Origin of the sequence: Streptomyces sp. NPDC047880 (genome assembly GCF_040706515.1) — a bacterium.
Taxonomy (GTDB): domain Bacteria; phylum Actinomycetota; class Actinomycetes; order Streptomycetales; family Streptomycetaceae; genus Streptomyces.
The window spans coordinates 26,771-41,665 of sequence record NZ_JBEZOK010000029.1 but is presented as its reverse complement, the minus strand read 5'-3'; the positions used below and the strand labels follow the sequence as shown (position 1 = coordinate 41,665).

15 protein-coding genes are annotated in these 14,895 nt (G+C 67.9%); 9 read left to right on the top strand and 6 right to left on the bottom strand.

Going from position 1 to position 14,895, the window contains the following annotated elements; all coding sequences use genetic code 11:
* Nucleotides 1–107: 107 nt before the first annotated feature.
* On the bottom strand, nucleotides 108–1,238 hold the full coding sequence (gene dnaN / locus AB0937_RS32570) for a DNA polymerase III subunit beta (protein WP_234750285.1): 1,131 nt from the start codon (nucleotides 1,236–1,238) through the stop codon (nucleotides 108–110).
* 942 nt (nucleotides 1,239–2,180) lie between these two features.
* Nucleotides 2,181–4,289: a chromosomal replication initiator protein DnaA gene (gene dnaA / locus AB0937_RS32565; RefSeq protein ID WP_366716845.1), complete on the bottom strand. Its 2,109-nt coding sequence runs from the start codon at nucleotides 4,287–4,289 to the stop codon at nucleotides 2,181–2,183.
* Between the two features lie 374 nt (nucleotides 4,290–4,663).
* Here dnaA and rpmH point away from each other — a divergent pair, with 374 nt between their 5' ends.
* The 9 genes from rpmH (at nucleotide 4,664) to AB0937_RS32520 (ending at nucleotide 11,646) form a co-directional block, all read left to right on the top strand.
* Nucleotides 4,664–4,801, top strand: coding sequence for a 50S ribosomal protein L34 (rpmH, locus tag AB0937_RS32560; protein ID WP_003956500.1), 138 nt, complete (start codon nucleotides 4,664–4,666; stop codon nucleotides 4,799–4,801).
* Nucleotides 4,802–4,822: 21 nt separating this feature from the next.
* Nucleotides 4,823–5,194: a ribonuclease P protein component gene (gene rnpA / locus AB0937_RS32555; protein WP_366716842.1), complete on the top strand. Its 372-nt coding sequence runs from the start codon at nucleotides 4,823–4,825 to the stop codon at nucleotides 5,192–5,194.
* Entirely contained in the window at nucleotides 5,191–5,565 is a 375-nt protein-coding gene (gene yidD / locus AB0937_RS32550) for a membrane protein insertion efficiency factor YidD (protein WP_366716839.1), read from the top strand. The genes rnpA and yidD overlap by 4 nt, the downstream gene beginning before the upstream one ends.
* A 3-nt stretch (nucleotides 5,566–5,568) precedes the next feature.
* Nucleotides 5,569–6,855 carry a membrane protein insertase YidC gene (gene yidC / locus AB0937_RS32545; RefSeq protein WP_366716837.1) on the top strand — a complete coding sequence of 429 codons (1,287 nt, stop codon included), beginning with the start codon at nucleotides 5,569–5,571 and terminating at the stop codon, nucleotides 6,853–6,855.
* A gap of 15 nt (nucleotides 6,856–6,870) precedes the next feature.
* Nucleotides 6,871–7,383 (top strand): R3H domain-containing nucleic acid-binding protein, encoded by a 513-nt coding sequence (locus tag AB0937_RS32540; RefSeq protein WP_053670147.1) that lies wholly within the window; start codon nucleotides 6,871–6,873, stop codon nucleotides 7,381–7,383.
* Between the two features lie 124 nt (nucleotides 7,384–7,507).
* Nucleotides 7,508–8,224, top strand: coding sequence for a 16S rRNA (guanine(527)-N(7))-methyltransferase RsmG (gene rsmG / locus AB0937_RS32535; RefSeq protein WP_366716835.1), 717 nt, complete (start codon nucleotides 7,508–7,510; stop codon nucleotides 8,222–8,224).
* Between the two features lie 307 nt (nucleotides 8,225–8,531).
* Nucleotides 8,532–9,608, top strand: a complete 1,077-nt coding sequence (locus tag AB0937_RS32530; RefSeq protein WP_366716965.1) for a ParA family protein — start codon at nucleotides 8,532–8,534, stop codon at nucleotides 9,606–9,608.
* Nucleotides 9,605–10,705 (top strand): ParB/RepB/Spo0J family partition protein, encoded by a 1,101-nt coding sequence (locus tag AB0937_RS32525; protein WP_366716833.1) that lies wholly within the window; start codon nucleotides 9,605–9,607, stop codon nucleotides 10,703–10,705. Before AB0937_RS32530 ends, AB0937_RS32525 begins: the two co-directional genes overlap by 4 nt.
* A 323-nt stretch (nucleotides 10,706–11,028) precedes the next feature.
* The gene (locus AB0937_RS32520) at nucleotides 11,029–11,646 is read left to right on the top strand and encodes a GNAT family N-acetyltransferase (RefSeq protein ID WP_366716831.1); all 618 of its coding nucleotides are present in this window, start codon (nucleotides 11,029–11,031) and stop codon (nucleotides 11,644–11,646) included.
* 89 nt (nucleotides 11,647–11,735) lie between these two features.
* Here the strand turns inward: AB0937_RS32520 and trxA are convergent, their stop codons facing one another.
* The 4 genes from trxA to sigM form a co-directional block, all read right to left on the bottom strand.
* The gene (trxA, locus tag AB0937_RS32515) at nucleotides 11,736–12,068 is read right to left on the bottom strand and encodes a thioredoxin (RefSeq protein ID WP_030847066.1); all 333 of its coding nucleotides are present in this window, start codon (nucleotides 12,066–12,068) and stop codon (nucleotides 11,736–11,738) included.
* A 44-nt stretch (nucleotides 12,069–12,112) separates the two neighbouring features.
* Entirely contained in the window at nucleotides 12,113–13,081 is a 969-nt protein-coding gene (gene trxB, locus AB0937_RS32510; protein ID WP_366716829.1) for a thioredoxin-disulfide reductase, read from the bottom strand.
* Between the two features lie 167 nt (nucleotides 13,082–13,248).
* Complete coding sequence (locus AB0937_RS32505; RefSeq protein ID WP_366716827.1) at nucleotides 13,249–14,172, bottom strand: hypothetical protein; 924 nt, start codon at nucleotides 14,170–14,172, stop codon at nucleotides 13,249–13,251.
* Nucleotides 14,169–14,894 (bottom strand): RNA polymerase sigma factor SigM, encoded by a 726-nt coding sequence (gene sigM / locus AB0937_RS32500; RefSeq protein WP_366716825.1) that lies wholly within the window; start codon nucleotides 14,892–14,894, stop codon nucleotides 14,169–14,171. Before sigM ends, AB0937_RS32505 begins: the two co-directional genes overlap by 4 nt.
* Nucleotide 14,895 lies beyond the last annotated feature (1 nt).

The following is a 14,895-nucleotide window of genomic DNA, read 5'->3' as shown; positions in this document are numbered from 1 at the left end:
ATCTGTGGGCATACGCGCTCACCCGTACGCCCTCACCTGCGGCTTTGTCCTCAGCCTGTGGACAACCGCCGGTGATCCCCAGCCTGCCCGCGGCCCTCGGGCCCGGCTCAGCCGCTGAGGCGCACCGGCATGATCAGGTACTTGTAGGCGTCGTCCGCCTCGGCGTCCAGCGCCGGCTTGCCGCTGAGCAGGGCGGGCTTGGTGGACGTCGTGAACGACAGCTGGGCCACCGGGGAGTCGATGGCGCTCAGGCCGTCCAGCAGGAACGTCGGGTTGAAGGCGATCGAGATGTCGTCGCCCTCGAGCTGAGCGTCGACCCTCTCCACAGCCTGTGCGTCGTCGCTGGAACCGGCTTCCAGGATGAGCACGCCCTGCTCGAAGCTGAGCCGCACCGGGGTGTTGCGCTCGGCGACCAGGGCCACGCGCTTGACGGCCTCCACGAACGGGGCGGTCTCGATCACGGCGACGCTGTTGAACTCCGTCGGGAACAGCGTGCGGTACTTCGGGAGGTCGCCCTCCAGCAGCCGGGTCGTCGTGCGGCGGCCGGCGCCCTCGAAGCCGATCAGGCCCTCGCCGGAGCCCGAGCCGGACAGCGCCAGGGTGACCTGGTCGCCGCTGGTCAGGGCCTTGGCGGTGTCCAGGAGCGTCTTGGCGGGCACCAGGGCGACCGCGGAGGCCTCCGGGTTCTCCGGCTTCCACAGGAACTCGCGGACCGCGAAGCGGTAGCGGTCGGTGGACGCCAGCGTGACGGTGTCGCCCTCGATCTCGATGCGCACACCGGTGAGGACGGGCAGCGTGTCGTCACGGCCGGCCGCGATGGCGACCTGGGAGGCGGCGGAGGCGAAGACCTCGCCGGGGACGGTGCCCGTCGCGTTCGGCATCTGGGGCAGGGCCGGGTACTCCTCCACAGGCAGGGTGTGGAGTGTGAACCGGGAGGAGCCGCAGACCACGGTCGCCCGTACACCGTCTGTGGAAATCTCCACCGGGCGGTTGGGCAGCGCGCGGCAGATGTCCGCGAGCAGGCGGCCGGAGACCAGGACCGTGCCCTCCTCCTCGACCTCGGCATCCACGGAGACCCGCGCGGAGACCTCGTAGTCGAAGCCGGACAGGCTCAGCTGGCCCTCCTCGGTCTTCAGCAGGAGGCCGGCGAGGACAGGCGCCGGCGGACGGGCCGGGAGGCTGCGTGCCGCCCAGGCCACTGCCTCCGCGAGTACGTCGCGTTCCACCCGGATCTTCACTGTTGCCGCCTCCTGCTGTTGCCGGCGCTTCTCGCTCTGCCTGGCCCTCGTCGTCTGTCTCGGTGCCGACGGTCCCTGTGAGGGGGAGGACACCGGGGACCAGTCTGACGCACGGCACTGACAGTAGGTGCCTCTCGGGGTCAAGTCGTGACGAGGGGCGGCCGGGCACCGAAGAGCGAGTTGTGCACAGGGCCCCCTTCGAAACGGATTCCCAGCTCTCTCTAGTCGGGAGTAGTAGTAGGGCCTGTGGATACCGTGGATAACCTCGTTTGCCCAGCTCAGGGCGGGAATTTTGTCCACGGGTCCTGTGGGTGGAGGCGGTGGACAACCGGGCGTATCTGTGGAGAACAGAAAGTTCTGCACACGCCGTGCACAGGGTGAGGCAAGTTCTCCCCAGCGCCATCCCCAGCTTTACCCAGCTTTCCCACAGCCCAACCCGGCACCTTTGTGTGACGCCTTTCACTCGACTCGGTGAGGGCTCGCGTCGGGTTGCCGAACAGTGGACAGGCATGTGGAGAAGCGACCGTTTGCTGGGGACAACCGCCCCCAGCCTGTGGGCAGCCGGTGGACAACTCGGTGCACAGCCTGTGGATCATCTCGTCGTCCACAGTCTGTGGAGATCCTTTGTCCACCAATCCACAACCACCTGAGCTGGTCTGATGGTCTTTCAACAGTGGCTCCTGTGGACACGATCTGGACAACTCTCCGGTCCCCAGGATGTGGACGGCAGAAAGTCACCGAATCTGTGGAGAGGGGCCGTAACCCGGCGACTAATCGAACAGTGGGTTGCGGTCGAGTGCCGGGGGGATGCTGGGCGCGGTTCTCGGCGGCCGCCTCCCGGGGCATGAAGAAGGGCGCCCCCGGAAGCACAGGAGGGCGCCCTCATCGGCGCTCCGCCGGCGGCGTCAGCCGATCTTGATGCGGAGCTTTCGCCTGCGGCGGTCAGCCGTTCTTGATGCGGTTGGTCAGCTCCGTGACCTGGTTGTAGATGGAGCGGCGCTCGGCCATCAGGTTGCGGATCTTGCGGTCCGCGTGCATGACCGTGGTGTGGTCGCGCCCGCCGAACAATGCGCCGATCTTCGGCAGCGACAGGTCCGTCAGCTCACGGCACAGGTACATGGCGATCTGCCGGGCGGTGACGAGGGCGCGGCCGCGTGAGGTGCCGCACAGGTCCTCGACGGTCAGCCCGAAGTAGTCCGCCGTGGCGCCCATGATGGCCGTCGAGGTGATCTCGGGGGCCGAGTCCTCGCCCCCGGGGATCAAGTCCTTCAGGACGATCTCCGTCAGGCCCAGGTCGACCGGCTGCCGGTTGAGCGACGCGAACGCCGTGACCCGGATCAGCGCGCCCTCCAGCTCACGGATGTTCCGCGAGATCCGGGACGCGATGAACTCCAGCACCTCCGGCGGCGCGTTCAGCTGCTCCTGCACCGCCTTCTTGCGGAGGATCGCGATCCGCGTCTCCAGCTCGGGCGGCTGGACGTCCGTGATCAGGCCCCACTCGAAACGGTTCCGCAGCCGGTCCTCCAGCGTCACCAGCTGCTTCGGCGGCCGGTCGGAGGAGAGCACGATCTGCTTGTTGGCGTTGTGGAGCGTGTTGAAGGTGTGGAAGAACTCCTCCTGCGTCGACTCCTTGTCCGCGAGGAACTGGATGTCGTCGACGAGCAGGATGTCCATCTCGCGGTACCGCTTGCGGAAGCTGTCGCCCTTGCCGTCGCGGATGGAGTTGATGAACTCGTTGGTGAACTCCTCCGAGCTCACGTACCGCACCCGTGTGCCCGGGTACAGGCTGCGCGCGTAGTGCCCGATCGCGTGCAGCAGGTGGGTCTTGCCGAGCCCGGACTCCCCGTAGATGAACAGGGGGTTGTACGCCTTCGCCGGCGCCTCGGCCACGGCGACCGCGGCCGCGTGCGCGAAGCGGTTGGAGGCGCCGATGACGAAGGTGTCAAAGAGGTACTTCGGGTTCAGGCGGGCGGTCGGCTCACCCGGGCCTGTCGCCGGCGCGGGCTGCGCGGCCAGCGGGCCGGGCGCACCGGTCGTCGGCAGGTTCGGACCGACCGGGCCGCCCCGGTGCACGTGGCCCGAACCGGCCGGGGGCTCGGGCAGCTCCCGGCGCACCGCGTCACGCTGGTCGTAATCGCCCCGCGATGTGTCGTAGTCGGAGCGCTGCTGGTCGTAGGAGGGCCGCTCGACCGGCTGTGGGCGGTAGTCCTGGGAGGGGGAACCGTAGGAGTCCTGGGAGGGCGGGCCGTAGGAGTCCTTGGACCCGTACGTGTCCTTCGGGCCGTAGGAGTCCTGGGATCCGTAGGCGTCCTGCGAGCCGGAGCCGTACGAGTCCTGCCCGGGTGACGCGTACGGGTCACGCTCGGGGAAGCCGAGGCGCTGTTGCTGCCAGCCGTACTCGTCCTGCTGCGTCGGCCGCGGCCAGGCGCCGGGCTCGGGGCGCTGGTACTCGGAGGGGTATGCGGGACGGGGCGTCGGCAGATGATCTGCGCGCGTAGGCGGAAGCTGGTCGCCGGCCGGCCCGGGCAGTGGCTCGGCGCGGTGACGGCCGTACCCCTCATACCCGTCACGCTCCTGACGGTCGTATCCGTCACGTTCGGGGCGGTCGTACCCGTCGCGGTCCTGGCGGTCGTATCCGTCGCGTTCGGGGCGGTCGTACCCGTCACGCTCCTGACGGTCGTACCCGTCGCGGTCCGAGCGCGCGGACGGGAGTTCGGGCTCCTCGTAGCGCTGCTGGGGGCGCGCCGGGGGCGCGGGAGGGGCGGGGGGCTCGCCCGCGGAGTCGTCGACGGTGATCGCGATCCGGATCGGGCGCCCGCACTCGCGGCTCAGCGTCTCGCTGACGATCGGCGCCAGCCGCCCCTCGAGTACGCCCTTCGCGAACTCGTTCGGCACCGCGAGCAGCGCGGTGTCCGCGACCAGCGCGAGCGGCTGGCAGCGCCGGATCCAGTGCTCGTCCTTCCCCTCGACCCCTTGGCCGCGCCCCTCCCCGAGGAGCTGCTCCAATACGCGTGGCCACACTGCGGCAAGATCGGCAGGTACGTCAGCCACAGGGCACGCTCTCTCACAGGTCCCACGAACGTGTGGTTCTGGGACGGCTCGGGATGTAAATCGGGTGGGGCAGGGATAAGGGAACGAATCGGAGTTCCGTCACGGTAGTCAGCGCGGCCGGTACGGTTCAAGTTGTTGTCCCCAGCCTGTGGACAAGTGTCTCCCGGCGACTCCCGGTTTGACCGGATGGCGTAGCCGCGCGTACCGTAACCAGGTCGAGTTGTCGATGGCTGCTGCCGCCTGCCTCCGATGGGCACAGATCATTTGGGTGATCGGTAAGCGGTGCACTCGGGCGTAACTGCGAGCTACTCGTGGGCGCACGGTGACAGCCAGGACGGCACCCCGCAACCACCGATTCTTTCTGGAGCCCCCGAGTGAGCAAGCGCACCTTCCAGCCGAACAACCGTCGTCGCGCGAAGACCCACGGCTTCCGGCTGCGTATGCGCACCCGTGCCGGCCGCGCGATTCTCGCGTCCCGCCGTAGCAAGGGTCGCGCCCGTCTGTCCGCCTGATCCCGATCAGGTCATGACGTCGTGCTGCCCACCGAGAACCGGCTGAGGCGGCGCGAGGACTTCGCGACCGCGGTACGGCGAGGACGTCGGGCAGGACGCCCGCACCTCGTCGTCCACCTTCGAAGCGGTGCCACGGACCCGCATGCGCCTGGGGAGAGCGCTCCCCCGACGCGTGCGGGTTTCGTCGTGAGCAAAGCCGTGGGTGGCGCGGTCGTGCGCAACAAAGTCAAGCGCAGGCTTCGCCACCTGATGCGCGAGCGAGTCGCCCAGCTGCCCCCCGGTAGCCTGGTAGTCGTACGAGCGCTGCCCAGATCGGGCGACGCCGACCATGCACAGCTGGCCCGAGACCTGGATGCCGCTCTCCAGCGGTTGCTGGGAGGGGGCGCGCGATGAAGTACCCGCTGCTGGCTCTGATCAAGCTCTACCAGTGGACGATCAGTCCGCTGCTGGGGCCGGTCTGCAAGTACTACCCGTCGTGCTCCCACTACGGCTACACGGCCATCGACCGGCATGGTGCCATCAAGGGAACGGCACTCACGGCCTGGCGCATCCTGCGGTGCAATCCGTGGTCGCTGGGCGGTGTGGACCATGTCCCGCCGCGCAAGCGCCCGCGGTGGCACGAAACGCTGCGTAACGCGTGGCGTGCACGCAAGGGCGGGTCCTCCGCCGCCGAACCGGCCCTCGAGGGACCGACTTCTCCCACAAGTCGGTCCGGCCCCTCGAGCCCGGCCGCAGAGACACCGTCCCATGCCCAAGGAGCATGATTAGTGGACACGATTGCCAGCCTCTTCAGCTTCATCACCACACCCGTCTCCTGGGTCATCGTCCAGTTCCACTCGGTGTACGGCGCCATCTTCGGCCCCGACACTGGCTGGGCCTGGGGCCTGTCGATCGTGTCCCTGGTGATCCTGATCCGTATCTGCCTGATCCCGCTCTTCGTGAAGCAGATCAAGGCGACCCGGGCCATGCAGACGCTCCAGCCCGAGATGAAGAAGATCCAGGAGCGCTACAAGAACGACAAGCAGCGTCAGTCCGAAGAGATGATGAAGCTGTACAAGGAGACGGGCACCAACCCGCTCTCCTCGTGCCTTCCCATCCTGGCGCAGTCGCCGTTCTTCTTCGCCCTGTACCACGTGCTCAACAGCATCGCGAACAACGACACCATCGGTGTCATTAACCAGAGCCTGCTGGAGAGCGCGCAGAAGGCGCACATCTTCGGGGCTCCGCTGGCCGCGAAGTTCACCGACAGCAGCGCTGATGTCGCCGCACTCGACGCCTCGCTGACCACCGTCCGCATCGTCACCGCGGTCATGATCGTCCTGATGTCGGCGTCGCAGTTCTACACGCAGCGTCAGCTGATGACGAAGAACGTCGACACCACGGTGAAGACGCCCTTCATGCAGCAGCAGAAGATGCTGATGTACGTCTTCCCGGTCATGTTCGCCGTCTTCGGCATCAACTTCCCCGTCGGTGTCCTCGTCTACTGGCTGACCACGAACGTGTGGACCATGGGCCAGCAGATGTACGTGATCCGCAACAACCCGACTCCGGGCTCCAAGGCGCAGGCCGCGTACCTCGAGCGCCTGGGCAAGCACGTCACGCAGCACGAAAAGGTCGGCAAGCGCCGCGACCGGGCCATCGTCAAGGCGATCGTCGTCAAGGGCCGCGACCGCAACGAGTTCGAGCGCAAGTTCATCAACGGCCTGAGCAAGGCCGGCCTCGCCGCCCAGACCGATGGAACCGTGATCAGGAGCGAGAGCGCGGCCGCGGCCCAGGCCGAGGACGGTACGCCGACCACCGCCGCCGGAACCCCGAAGCGCCAGCAGCCCAAGCGGCAGAGCAAGTCGCAGCGGCAGCACGGCGGTGCCGTCGGCGCGAAGGTGGCCGGTGAGAACGAGCCGAAGACGTCGCTCACCAAGTCCGACCAGTCCGAGGACAAGCCCGCCACCGCTGCCAAGCAGGGCGGTCCGAAGCCCGCCGGCGGCACCCGCAGCAAGGCCCAGTCCGGACAGCGCAAGGGTCCGCAGCGGCCCAAGTCCCCGTCCAAGAAGTAAGAAGGAGTCCATCCCGTGACGGAAGGCACCACCTCCGCCGCTGCCGAGGGTGCAGACACCCTGACTCGCCTGGAGCAGGAAGGCGAGATCGCGGCGGACTACCTGGAGGGTCTGCTCGACATCGCCGACCTCGACGGCGACATCGACATGGACGTCGAGGCCGACCGCGCCTCCGTCTCGATCATCAGCGACACGGGCGGCCGCGACCTGCAGAAGCTGGTCGGCCGTGACGGCGAGGTGCTTGAAGCGCTCCAGGAGCTCACCCGCCTGGCCGTGCACCGGGAGACCGGCGACCGCAGCCGTCTGATGCTCGACATCGCGGGGTACCGGGCACAGAAGCGCTCCGAGCTGTCCGAGCTGGGCGCGAAGGCCGCCGCGGAGGCCAAGAGCAGCGGTGAGGCCGTGAAGCTGAAGCCGATGACGCCCTTCGAGCGCAAGGTCGTGCACGACGCGGTCAAGGCCGCCGGTCTGCGCAGCGAGTCCGAGGGCGAGGAGCCGCAGCGCTTCGTCGTCGTGCTGCCCGCCTGATCGGCCCCTACGTTCCCCGGCCCCGTCTGTTGCGCAGGCGGGGCCGAACTTTTCAGCCTGATAGTTCTGGTGGTTCTGGTGTCGGCGCCGAGTGCGCTGACGCGGTACGGAAGGACGGTCCCCCGTGACGGAGGCAGCGGAGCTTCCCCCCGCGCCCGAGCAGGCGCGCGAGGTGTTCGTTGATCGCTTCGCGGATGCGGTGCGGTACGCCGAGCTGCTCGCTGAGGCGGGCGTGCAGCGCGGTCTCATCGGCCCGCGTGAGGTGCCCCGCCTGTGGGAGCGGCACCTGCTGAACTGCGCGGTGCTCTCGGAAGTCGTGCCCGACAACGTGACCGTCTGCGATGTCGGTTCCGGCGCCGGGCTCCCCGGCATTCCGCTGGCGCTGGTCCGGACCGACTTGAAGATCACGCTGCTGGAGCCGCTGCTGCGGCGCACCAACTTCCTCACCGAGGTCGTAGAGCTGCTCGGCCTCGACCACGTGACGGTCATGCGAGGCCGGGCCGAAGAAGTCATGGGGAAGATCCAGCCCGTCCACGTGGTGACGGCTCGAGCCGTTGCGCCGCTCGACCGGCTCGCCACCTGGGGCATTCCGCTGCTGCGGCCCTACGGGGAGATGCTCGCGCTCAAGGGCGACACCGCCGAGGAGGAGCTGAAGAGCGCGTCGGCGGCGCTGAGCAAGCTGGGCGCGGTGGAGACGTCCATCCTGCATGTGGGTGAGGGCGTCGTGGACCCGACGTCCACCGTCGTACGGGTCGAGGTCGGGGAGAGCCCCGGCGGTGTGCGCTTCGCTGCGAAGCGCGCCAAGGCGGCTCGCACGGGCCGGACGCGCCGTCGGCGCTGAGGGGATCCTTCGGAGTGGGGCTGATCCGTCCTGAGGGTCTGATCCGTCCTGAGGAAGAGACGTACTCCACACAAGCTGCCAAAGCCGTGCATGCCGGAGTGTCGCGACAGTCCGGCCACGGCTGCTGTGCATCGTGTTTCACGTGAAACGTCGCTCACTGCTGCACGGCATCATCAGTCGGGGCCGCGCTGCGGCCGAACCCCGCGACCGAAAGCCTCTCGGTTCACTCGATGAGGGACCGGAGGTATCCACAGAGGTGGATTTCTCCACAGAACGCCAGGCCTCACTGGTTCGCGACCCCGAAGACATGGGAGGCTCTGTTCATTGCGAGCCTGAAGTCGAGGAGAGTGAATCCTTGCGGTCCGACGCCAACATCGCGGGACCGATGACCGATCCGGTCCCCGGTCCCCGTACCGAGTCGATGGGGGCGGATGTTTCACGTGAAACACCGCCTCCAATGGACGACACTCCCATCGGTCGTGCTGCCCAACTGGCGGTGGAGGCTCTGGGGCGTGCCGGTGAGGCCCTCCCACGACCCGAGCAGACGCGGATCATCGTGGTCGCCAACCAGAAGGGCGGTGTGGGGAAGACGACGACGACCGTCAACCTCGCCGCATCGCTGGCGCTGCACGGTGGTCGGGTTCTGGTGGTCGACCTCGACCCTCAGGGCAATGCCTCCACCGCTCTGGGTATCGACCATCACGCCGAAGTTCCTTCCATCTACGACGTGTTGGTCGAGAGTAGGCCGCTCTCCGAGGTCGTCCAGCCGGTCCCCGATGTCGAGGGACTCTTCTGCGCCCCCGCCACCATCGATCTCGCCGGTGCGGAGATCGAGCTGGTGTCCCTGGTGGCTCGGGAGAGCAGGCTGCAGCGCGCGATCCAGGCGTACGAACAGCCGCTGGACTACATCCTCATCGACTGCCCGCCCTCTCTCGGTCTTCTGACGGTCAACGCTCTCGTGGCAGGCCAGGAAGTCCTGATTCCCATCCAGTGCGAGTACTACGCGCTGGAAGGCCTCGGGCAACTGCTGCGCAACGTCGACCTGGTGCGGGGGCACCTCAACCCCGCGCTGCATGTGTCGACCATCCTGCTCACCATGTACGACGGCCGGACGCGTCTTGCGTCGCAGGTCGCGGAAGAGGTGCGCACCCACTTCGGCGACGAGGTACTGCGGACGAGCATCCCGCGCTCCGTCCGAATTTCGGAGGCGCCGAGTTATGGGCAGACGGTACTGACTTACGATCCTGGATCGAGTGGTGCCCTCTCCTACCTTGAGGCGGCACGAGAGATCGCGCTGAAGGGTGTGGGGATCAGCTATGACGCGACACACGCCCATATCGGCGCACAGCAGAACGACCCGAGCATGGTGGAGGGCATCCAGTGAGCGAGCGACGAAGGGGGCTGGGCCGTGGTCTCGGCGCACTGATCCCTGCCGCACCGACGGAGAAATCGGTGGCCCAGGCTGCGGCTGGGAACGCTGTTTCCACGTCCCCTGCGGCAGTGCCTGCGCTGCCGCACGACCGCGGGGTGGCCGCGGCGAAGGTAGCGACGCTGCCGTCTGTTTCACGTGAAACGGAGGAGCCGGCGCAGTCGAGTGCTCCCGTCACGTCTGCGGCACCCGTAGGTGCGCACTTCGCCGAGATCCCTCTCGACGCCATCACGCCGAACCCGCGCCAGCCGCGTGATGTCTTCGACGAGGACGCGCTGTCCGAGCTCATCACCTCCATCAAGGAAGTGGGGCTCCTCCAGCCGGTCGTCGTACGGCAGGTGGGTCCGGCTCGCTATGAGCTCATCATGGGCGAGCGTCGCTGGCGGGCCTGTCGTGAGGCAGGGCTGGAGGCGATCCCGGCCATTGTGCGTGCCACTGAGGACGAGAAGCTCCTCCTGGACGCCCTGCTGGAAAACCTGCACCGGGCCCAGCTCAACCCGCTGGAAGAGGCTGCCGCCTACGACCAGTTGCTGAGGGACTTCAGCTGCACGCATGACCAGCTGGCGGACCGCATCGGCCGATCCCGTCCTCAGGTCTCCAACACTCTGCGTCTGCTGAAGCTCTCACCGGCCGTGCAGCGCCGGGTCGCCGCTGGGGTCCTCTCCGCGGGCCACGCGCGGGCACTGCTCTCCGTGGACGACTCGGAGGAGCAGGACCGGCTGGCTCACCGCATCGTGGCCGAGGGCCTTTCGGTGCGGGCCGTTGAGGAAATCGTGACGCTGATGGGATCACGGCCCCAGAAGGCGCAGAAGCCCAAGGGCCCGCGTGCCGGCGCGCGGGTTTCTCCCGCACTGTCCGACCTCGCCACGCGGCTCTCCGACCGCTTCGAGACCCGGGTGAAGGTCGACCTGGGGCAGAAGAAGGGCAAGATCACCGTCGAGTTCGCCTCGATGGAGGACCTTGAGCGGATCCTCGGCTCACTCGCTCCTGGCGAGGGGCCGGTCCTGCAGAAGAGTCTCCTGGAGGGTGACTCCGAGGAGACCGATTCCTGAGCCTCCGGCGAGGAACCTCCGCTGTGCAGGACACGGAGCGGGCCATGTCCGGTGTGTGCCGGAACATGGCCCGCTCTTTCCTTTCTGGCGGTATCGATGCAATCGCATCGTGGATACGATGCGTCGGGTACGGCGCAACCACTTGGCAACACCTCTGAGAGGGAGGCAGGGGCCATGCGAACCATGAGGCGCACCGGATTGGTGAGCGCCGGTTTGGGGCTGGGAGCAGTCGGTGGGTTCATCGGCAGTCTCCTCAGGGAACGGAGCGCTCTGACAGCCGCCCGCGACGCGGCGGCGGGCGAAGGAAGCGAGGATCAGCCTTCATGGGCCGCCGGCTCGTACCGCTCACGCTGGACAACCTCCAGGACCTTCCCAAGCGTTGTCGCTCGTGCGTCTTCTGGGAACTCGACCCAGTCAGCGGTGAGGCCGCGGTAGCGGCGGGCACCTCCGCCCCGGAGAAGGAAGCCTGGATCTCAGCGGTTCTGCTGGACTGGGGCTCGTGTGGGCGTGTGGTGTACGTCGACGACGTGCCGGTGGGTTTCGTGCTCTACGCCCCACCCGCCTATGTCCCTCGCTCCACCGCGTTTCCCACGAGTCCTGTCTCGCCCGACGCGGTGCAACTGATGACCGCGTTCATCGTGCCCGGCTACCAGGGGCAGGGATTGGGTCGGGTGATGGTGCAGACGGTTGCCAAGGATCTGCTGCGGCGCGGCTTCAAGGCGATCGAGGCGTTCGGCGACGCGCGCTGGAAGGAACCCGCCTGCCTCCTGCCCGCAGAGCATCTGCTGGCTGTGGGCTTCAAGACGGTTCGCCAGCACCCCACACATCCCCGGTTGAGGCTGGAACTGAGGTCGACGCTCTCCTGGAAGGAAGACGTCGAGATGGCGCTGGACCGTCTGCTGGGAGCCGTCCAGAAAGAGCCGGCCCTGCGACCGCTGTAAGGCAGGCAAACGAATGGGCCAGCCCTTCCGGGCTGGCCCATTCGTGTTTCACGTGAAACATGAGTCGTCGGTACGACGACTCAGCCGATTCACTCGGCGATGAACTCCTCGAGGTCGCGAACGATCGCGGCCTTCGGCTTCGCGCCCACGATGGTCTTGGCGACCTCGCCACCCTGGTAGACGTTCAGGGTGGGGATGGACATGACGCCGTACTTGGCGGCCGTACCCGGGTTCTCATCGATGTTCAGCTTGACGATCTCGATCTTGTCGCCGTACTCGGAGGCGATCGCCTCAAGGGACGGAGCGATCTGGCGGCACGGTCCGCACCAGGCGGCCCAGAAGTCCACCAGAACAGGCTTGTCGCTCTTGAGGACGTCCTGCTCGAAGGAGTCGTCGGTCACATTCTTCAGGGTGCCGGCCACGGCGGGCTCCTTAACTGTTGGTGCGTGGGGCGGGTAGGGGAAGGTCAGACAGGGGTCTTCTCGGGCTCGGGCTGCTCCTCGTCCGCCAGGGCGGCGAGGTAGCGCTCGGCGTCGAGAGCTGCGGAGCAGCCGGTCCCGGCCGCGGTGATCGCCTGTCGGTAGGTGTGGTCGACCACGTCGCCTGCACCGAAGACCCCGGTCAGGTTCGTGCGCGTCGACGGCGCCTGAACCTTCAGGTACCCCTCTTCGTCCAGGTCGAGCTGACCCTTGAAGAGCTCAGTGCGCGGGTCGTGGCCGATGGCGATGAAGAGTCCGGTGACCGGCAGGTCCGAGAGCTCCCCCGTCTTGAGGTTGCGCAGCTTCAGACCCGAGAGCTTCGGGTCGCCCTGGATCTCGGCGACCTCGCTGTCCCAGACGAAGGAAATCTTCGGGTCGGCGAAGGCGCGCTCCTGCATGGCCTTGGAGGCGCGCAGGGTGTCACGACGGTGGACGACGGTCACGGACTTGGCGAACCGCGAGAGGAACGTCGCCTCCTCCATCGCGGTGTCACCGCCACCGATCACGGCGATGTCCTGGTCCTTGAAGAAGAATCCGTCGCAGGTGGCGCACCAGGACACGCCACGGCCGGAGAGGGCGTCCTCGTTCGGCAGACCGAGCTTGCGGTGCTGCGAGCCGGTGGCGACGATGACGGCCTTCGCCCGGTGCACCGTGCCGGCCGTGTCCGTGACGGTCTTGATCTCACCGCTCAGGTCGACGGCCACAATGTCGTCCGGGACGAGTTCGGCTCCGAAGCGCTCCGACTGGGCGCGCATGTTGTCCATGAGCTCGGGGCCCATGATGCCGTCCTGGAAGCCCGGGAAGTTCTCGACGTCGGTGGTGTTCATGAGCGCACCACCAGCAGTGACGGCACCCTCGAACACCAGGGGCTTCAGCGACGCGCGCGCGGTGTAGAGCGCCGCCGTGTAGCCGGCGGGCCCGGAGCCGATGATGATCACGTTACGGACGTCGCTCACGGCTTGATTCCTCGTCTCTGGACTGCGTCGTTCGACCGGTGGGAGCTTCTCTCGGAGCTCTCACCCCACCCAACGGATCCTAAGGGGCGCGCATTCCCACTGTGTCCGGGCACACGGAGATGCGGCACCAAGCGGTGACCCTGCGAGGCGAAAGACGAGGCGCTTGGTCAAGCGGAGGGATAGGTGCGTTCCAGGAGCACCTCGCCGGTGACCGTGGACGGCGCGTGATCCACACAGGTAGCGTCGACGATGTAGGCGGTGACCCGAGTGGCGTCGGAGGCATCGGGAAGCAGGACGAGCATGGCCTTCTTCCCTTGGTAGGTGCCGTTCTCGGTGGCCAGGGCCGCATCGTCGCGCCCGATGCCGTCTCGGACGCAGCCGGGCACCACGGGTTCCCGGAAGACCCTGGGCTGGTTGGTGCCGGGGGCCGTCGCCGCGCCCAGCGGGGTGCGGGGGCCGCCCTCCTTGGTCTTGTTCTGGGACAGCAGATCGGTGACCTGCTTCTGCAGCTTTCCTTCGGAGAAGGTGTCCGCGGCGGTGGTCTTCCGTTCGTCTGCCGTGTCATGGGAAGGCTTGTTGTCGCCGAGTGATGACAGCAGTACGGAGCCCAGCCCCAGGGCGGCCACTGTGAAGACGGTTCCCAGGACGGCGATCCTGCGCCGCCCGACGGGGGTGCGGCCCTTGCGGCCGGGGCCCGTGGTGGAGGAGCGGGGGCGGCCGGCAGGTCGATCGGCTGGCGTCGATGTTTCACGTGAAACCCGCACATCGCTGTCGTCCTCGGGAGTGGCACGAGGGGCACCCACCGACTCAGGCGTCTCTGACGAATCCGGGTCGCCGGCGTTCAGTAGAGCTTCGGCGGCAAGTGCGGCATCGATACGGCCCGCGATCTCGGCAGGCATGCGCGGCGGGCCCGGCAGCGTGCCGAGCAGGCCACGGATCTCCTCCAGGGAGCTGTACACGTCCGCACAGAGCTCGCACTCATCCAGGTGCCGACGCAGGTCGGGGGTCCGGTCCGCTGGGAGGAGCCCCTCGGCGAGGTCGGAGATCTCCGCGACGTCCGGGTGCCCGGCCATGTCTGTCGTCGACGTCACGCTCGTCCACCTCCGCCCTTCACTGCAGCTGGGTCGCTGGGCCCCTTGGCCGGGGGGTCCGCTTGACGCGGCCCCGCTGCGGGTGGGACGGCCGACCCCTGCGTCCGGTTCCGTTCTCCACCCGGGTTCTTGCCCTCACCGCGGTTGTCCGGTCGCAGGTGGGTCAGCAGCGGCAGGAGTCTCGCTCTTCCGCGCGCGCATCTGCTCTTCACCGTGCCGGTGGGCACGTCGAGGATGCGGGCGGCCTCGGCCACCGGGTAGCCCTGCATGTCCACCAGTACGAGCGCGGCACGCTGGTCGGCCGGGAGGGTCCCCAGGGCTTCGATGAGCTGCCGGTGGAGATCGTTGCGCTCGGCGGGGGCCGAGGCCGACTCGTGCGGCTCCAGCAGCTGCTCCAGGCGCTCGGTGTCGTCCACGGGAGAGGTTTTCCGGGAGGCGGCCTTGCGGGCCCGGTCCAGGCAGGCGTTCACCGTGATCCGGTGCAGCCACGTCGTGACGGCCGACTGGCCCCGGAAGGTGTGGGCGGCCCGGTAGGCGGACACGAGGGCGTCCTGCACGGCGTCAGCGGCCTCCTCGCGGTCACCGAGCGTCCGCAGTGCGACGGCCCAGAGCCGATCACGATGCCGCCGCACGATCTCACCGAAGGCATCGGGGTCGCCTTCGACGTGCCGAGCGAGAAGATCCTGATCACTGGCACCGCTGTGCTCGGTGCGGTCTGCCATC

Bases quoted from the DNA above. Each gene is read 5' to 3' on its own strand.
- AB0937_RS32520 (WP_366716831.1), top strand. From the start codon at position 11,029: ATGGGCCGCCGGCTCGTACCGCTCACGCTGGACAACCTCCAGGACCTT.
- AB0937_RS32530 (WP_366716965.1), top strand. From the start codon at position 8,532: ATGGGAGGCTCTGTTCATTGCGAGCCTGAAGTCGAGGAGAGTGAATCC.
- sigM (WP_366716825.1), bottom strand. From the start codon at position 14,894: ATGGCAGACCGCACCGAGCACAGCGGTGCCAGTGATCAGGATCTTCTC.
- yidD (WP_366716839.1), top strand. From the start codon at position 5,191: ATGAAGTACCCGCTGCTGGCTCTGATCAAGCTCTACCAGTGGACGATC.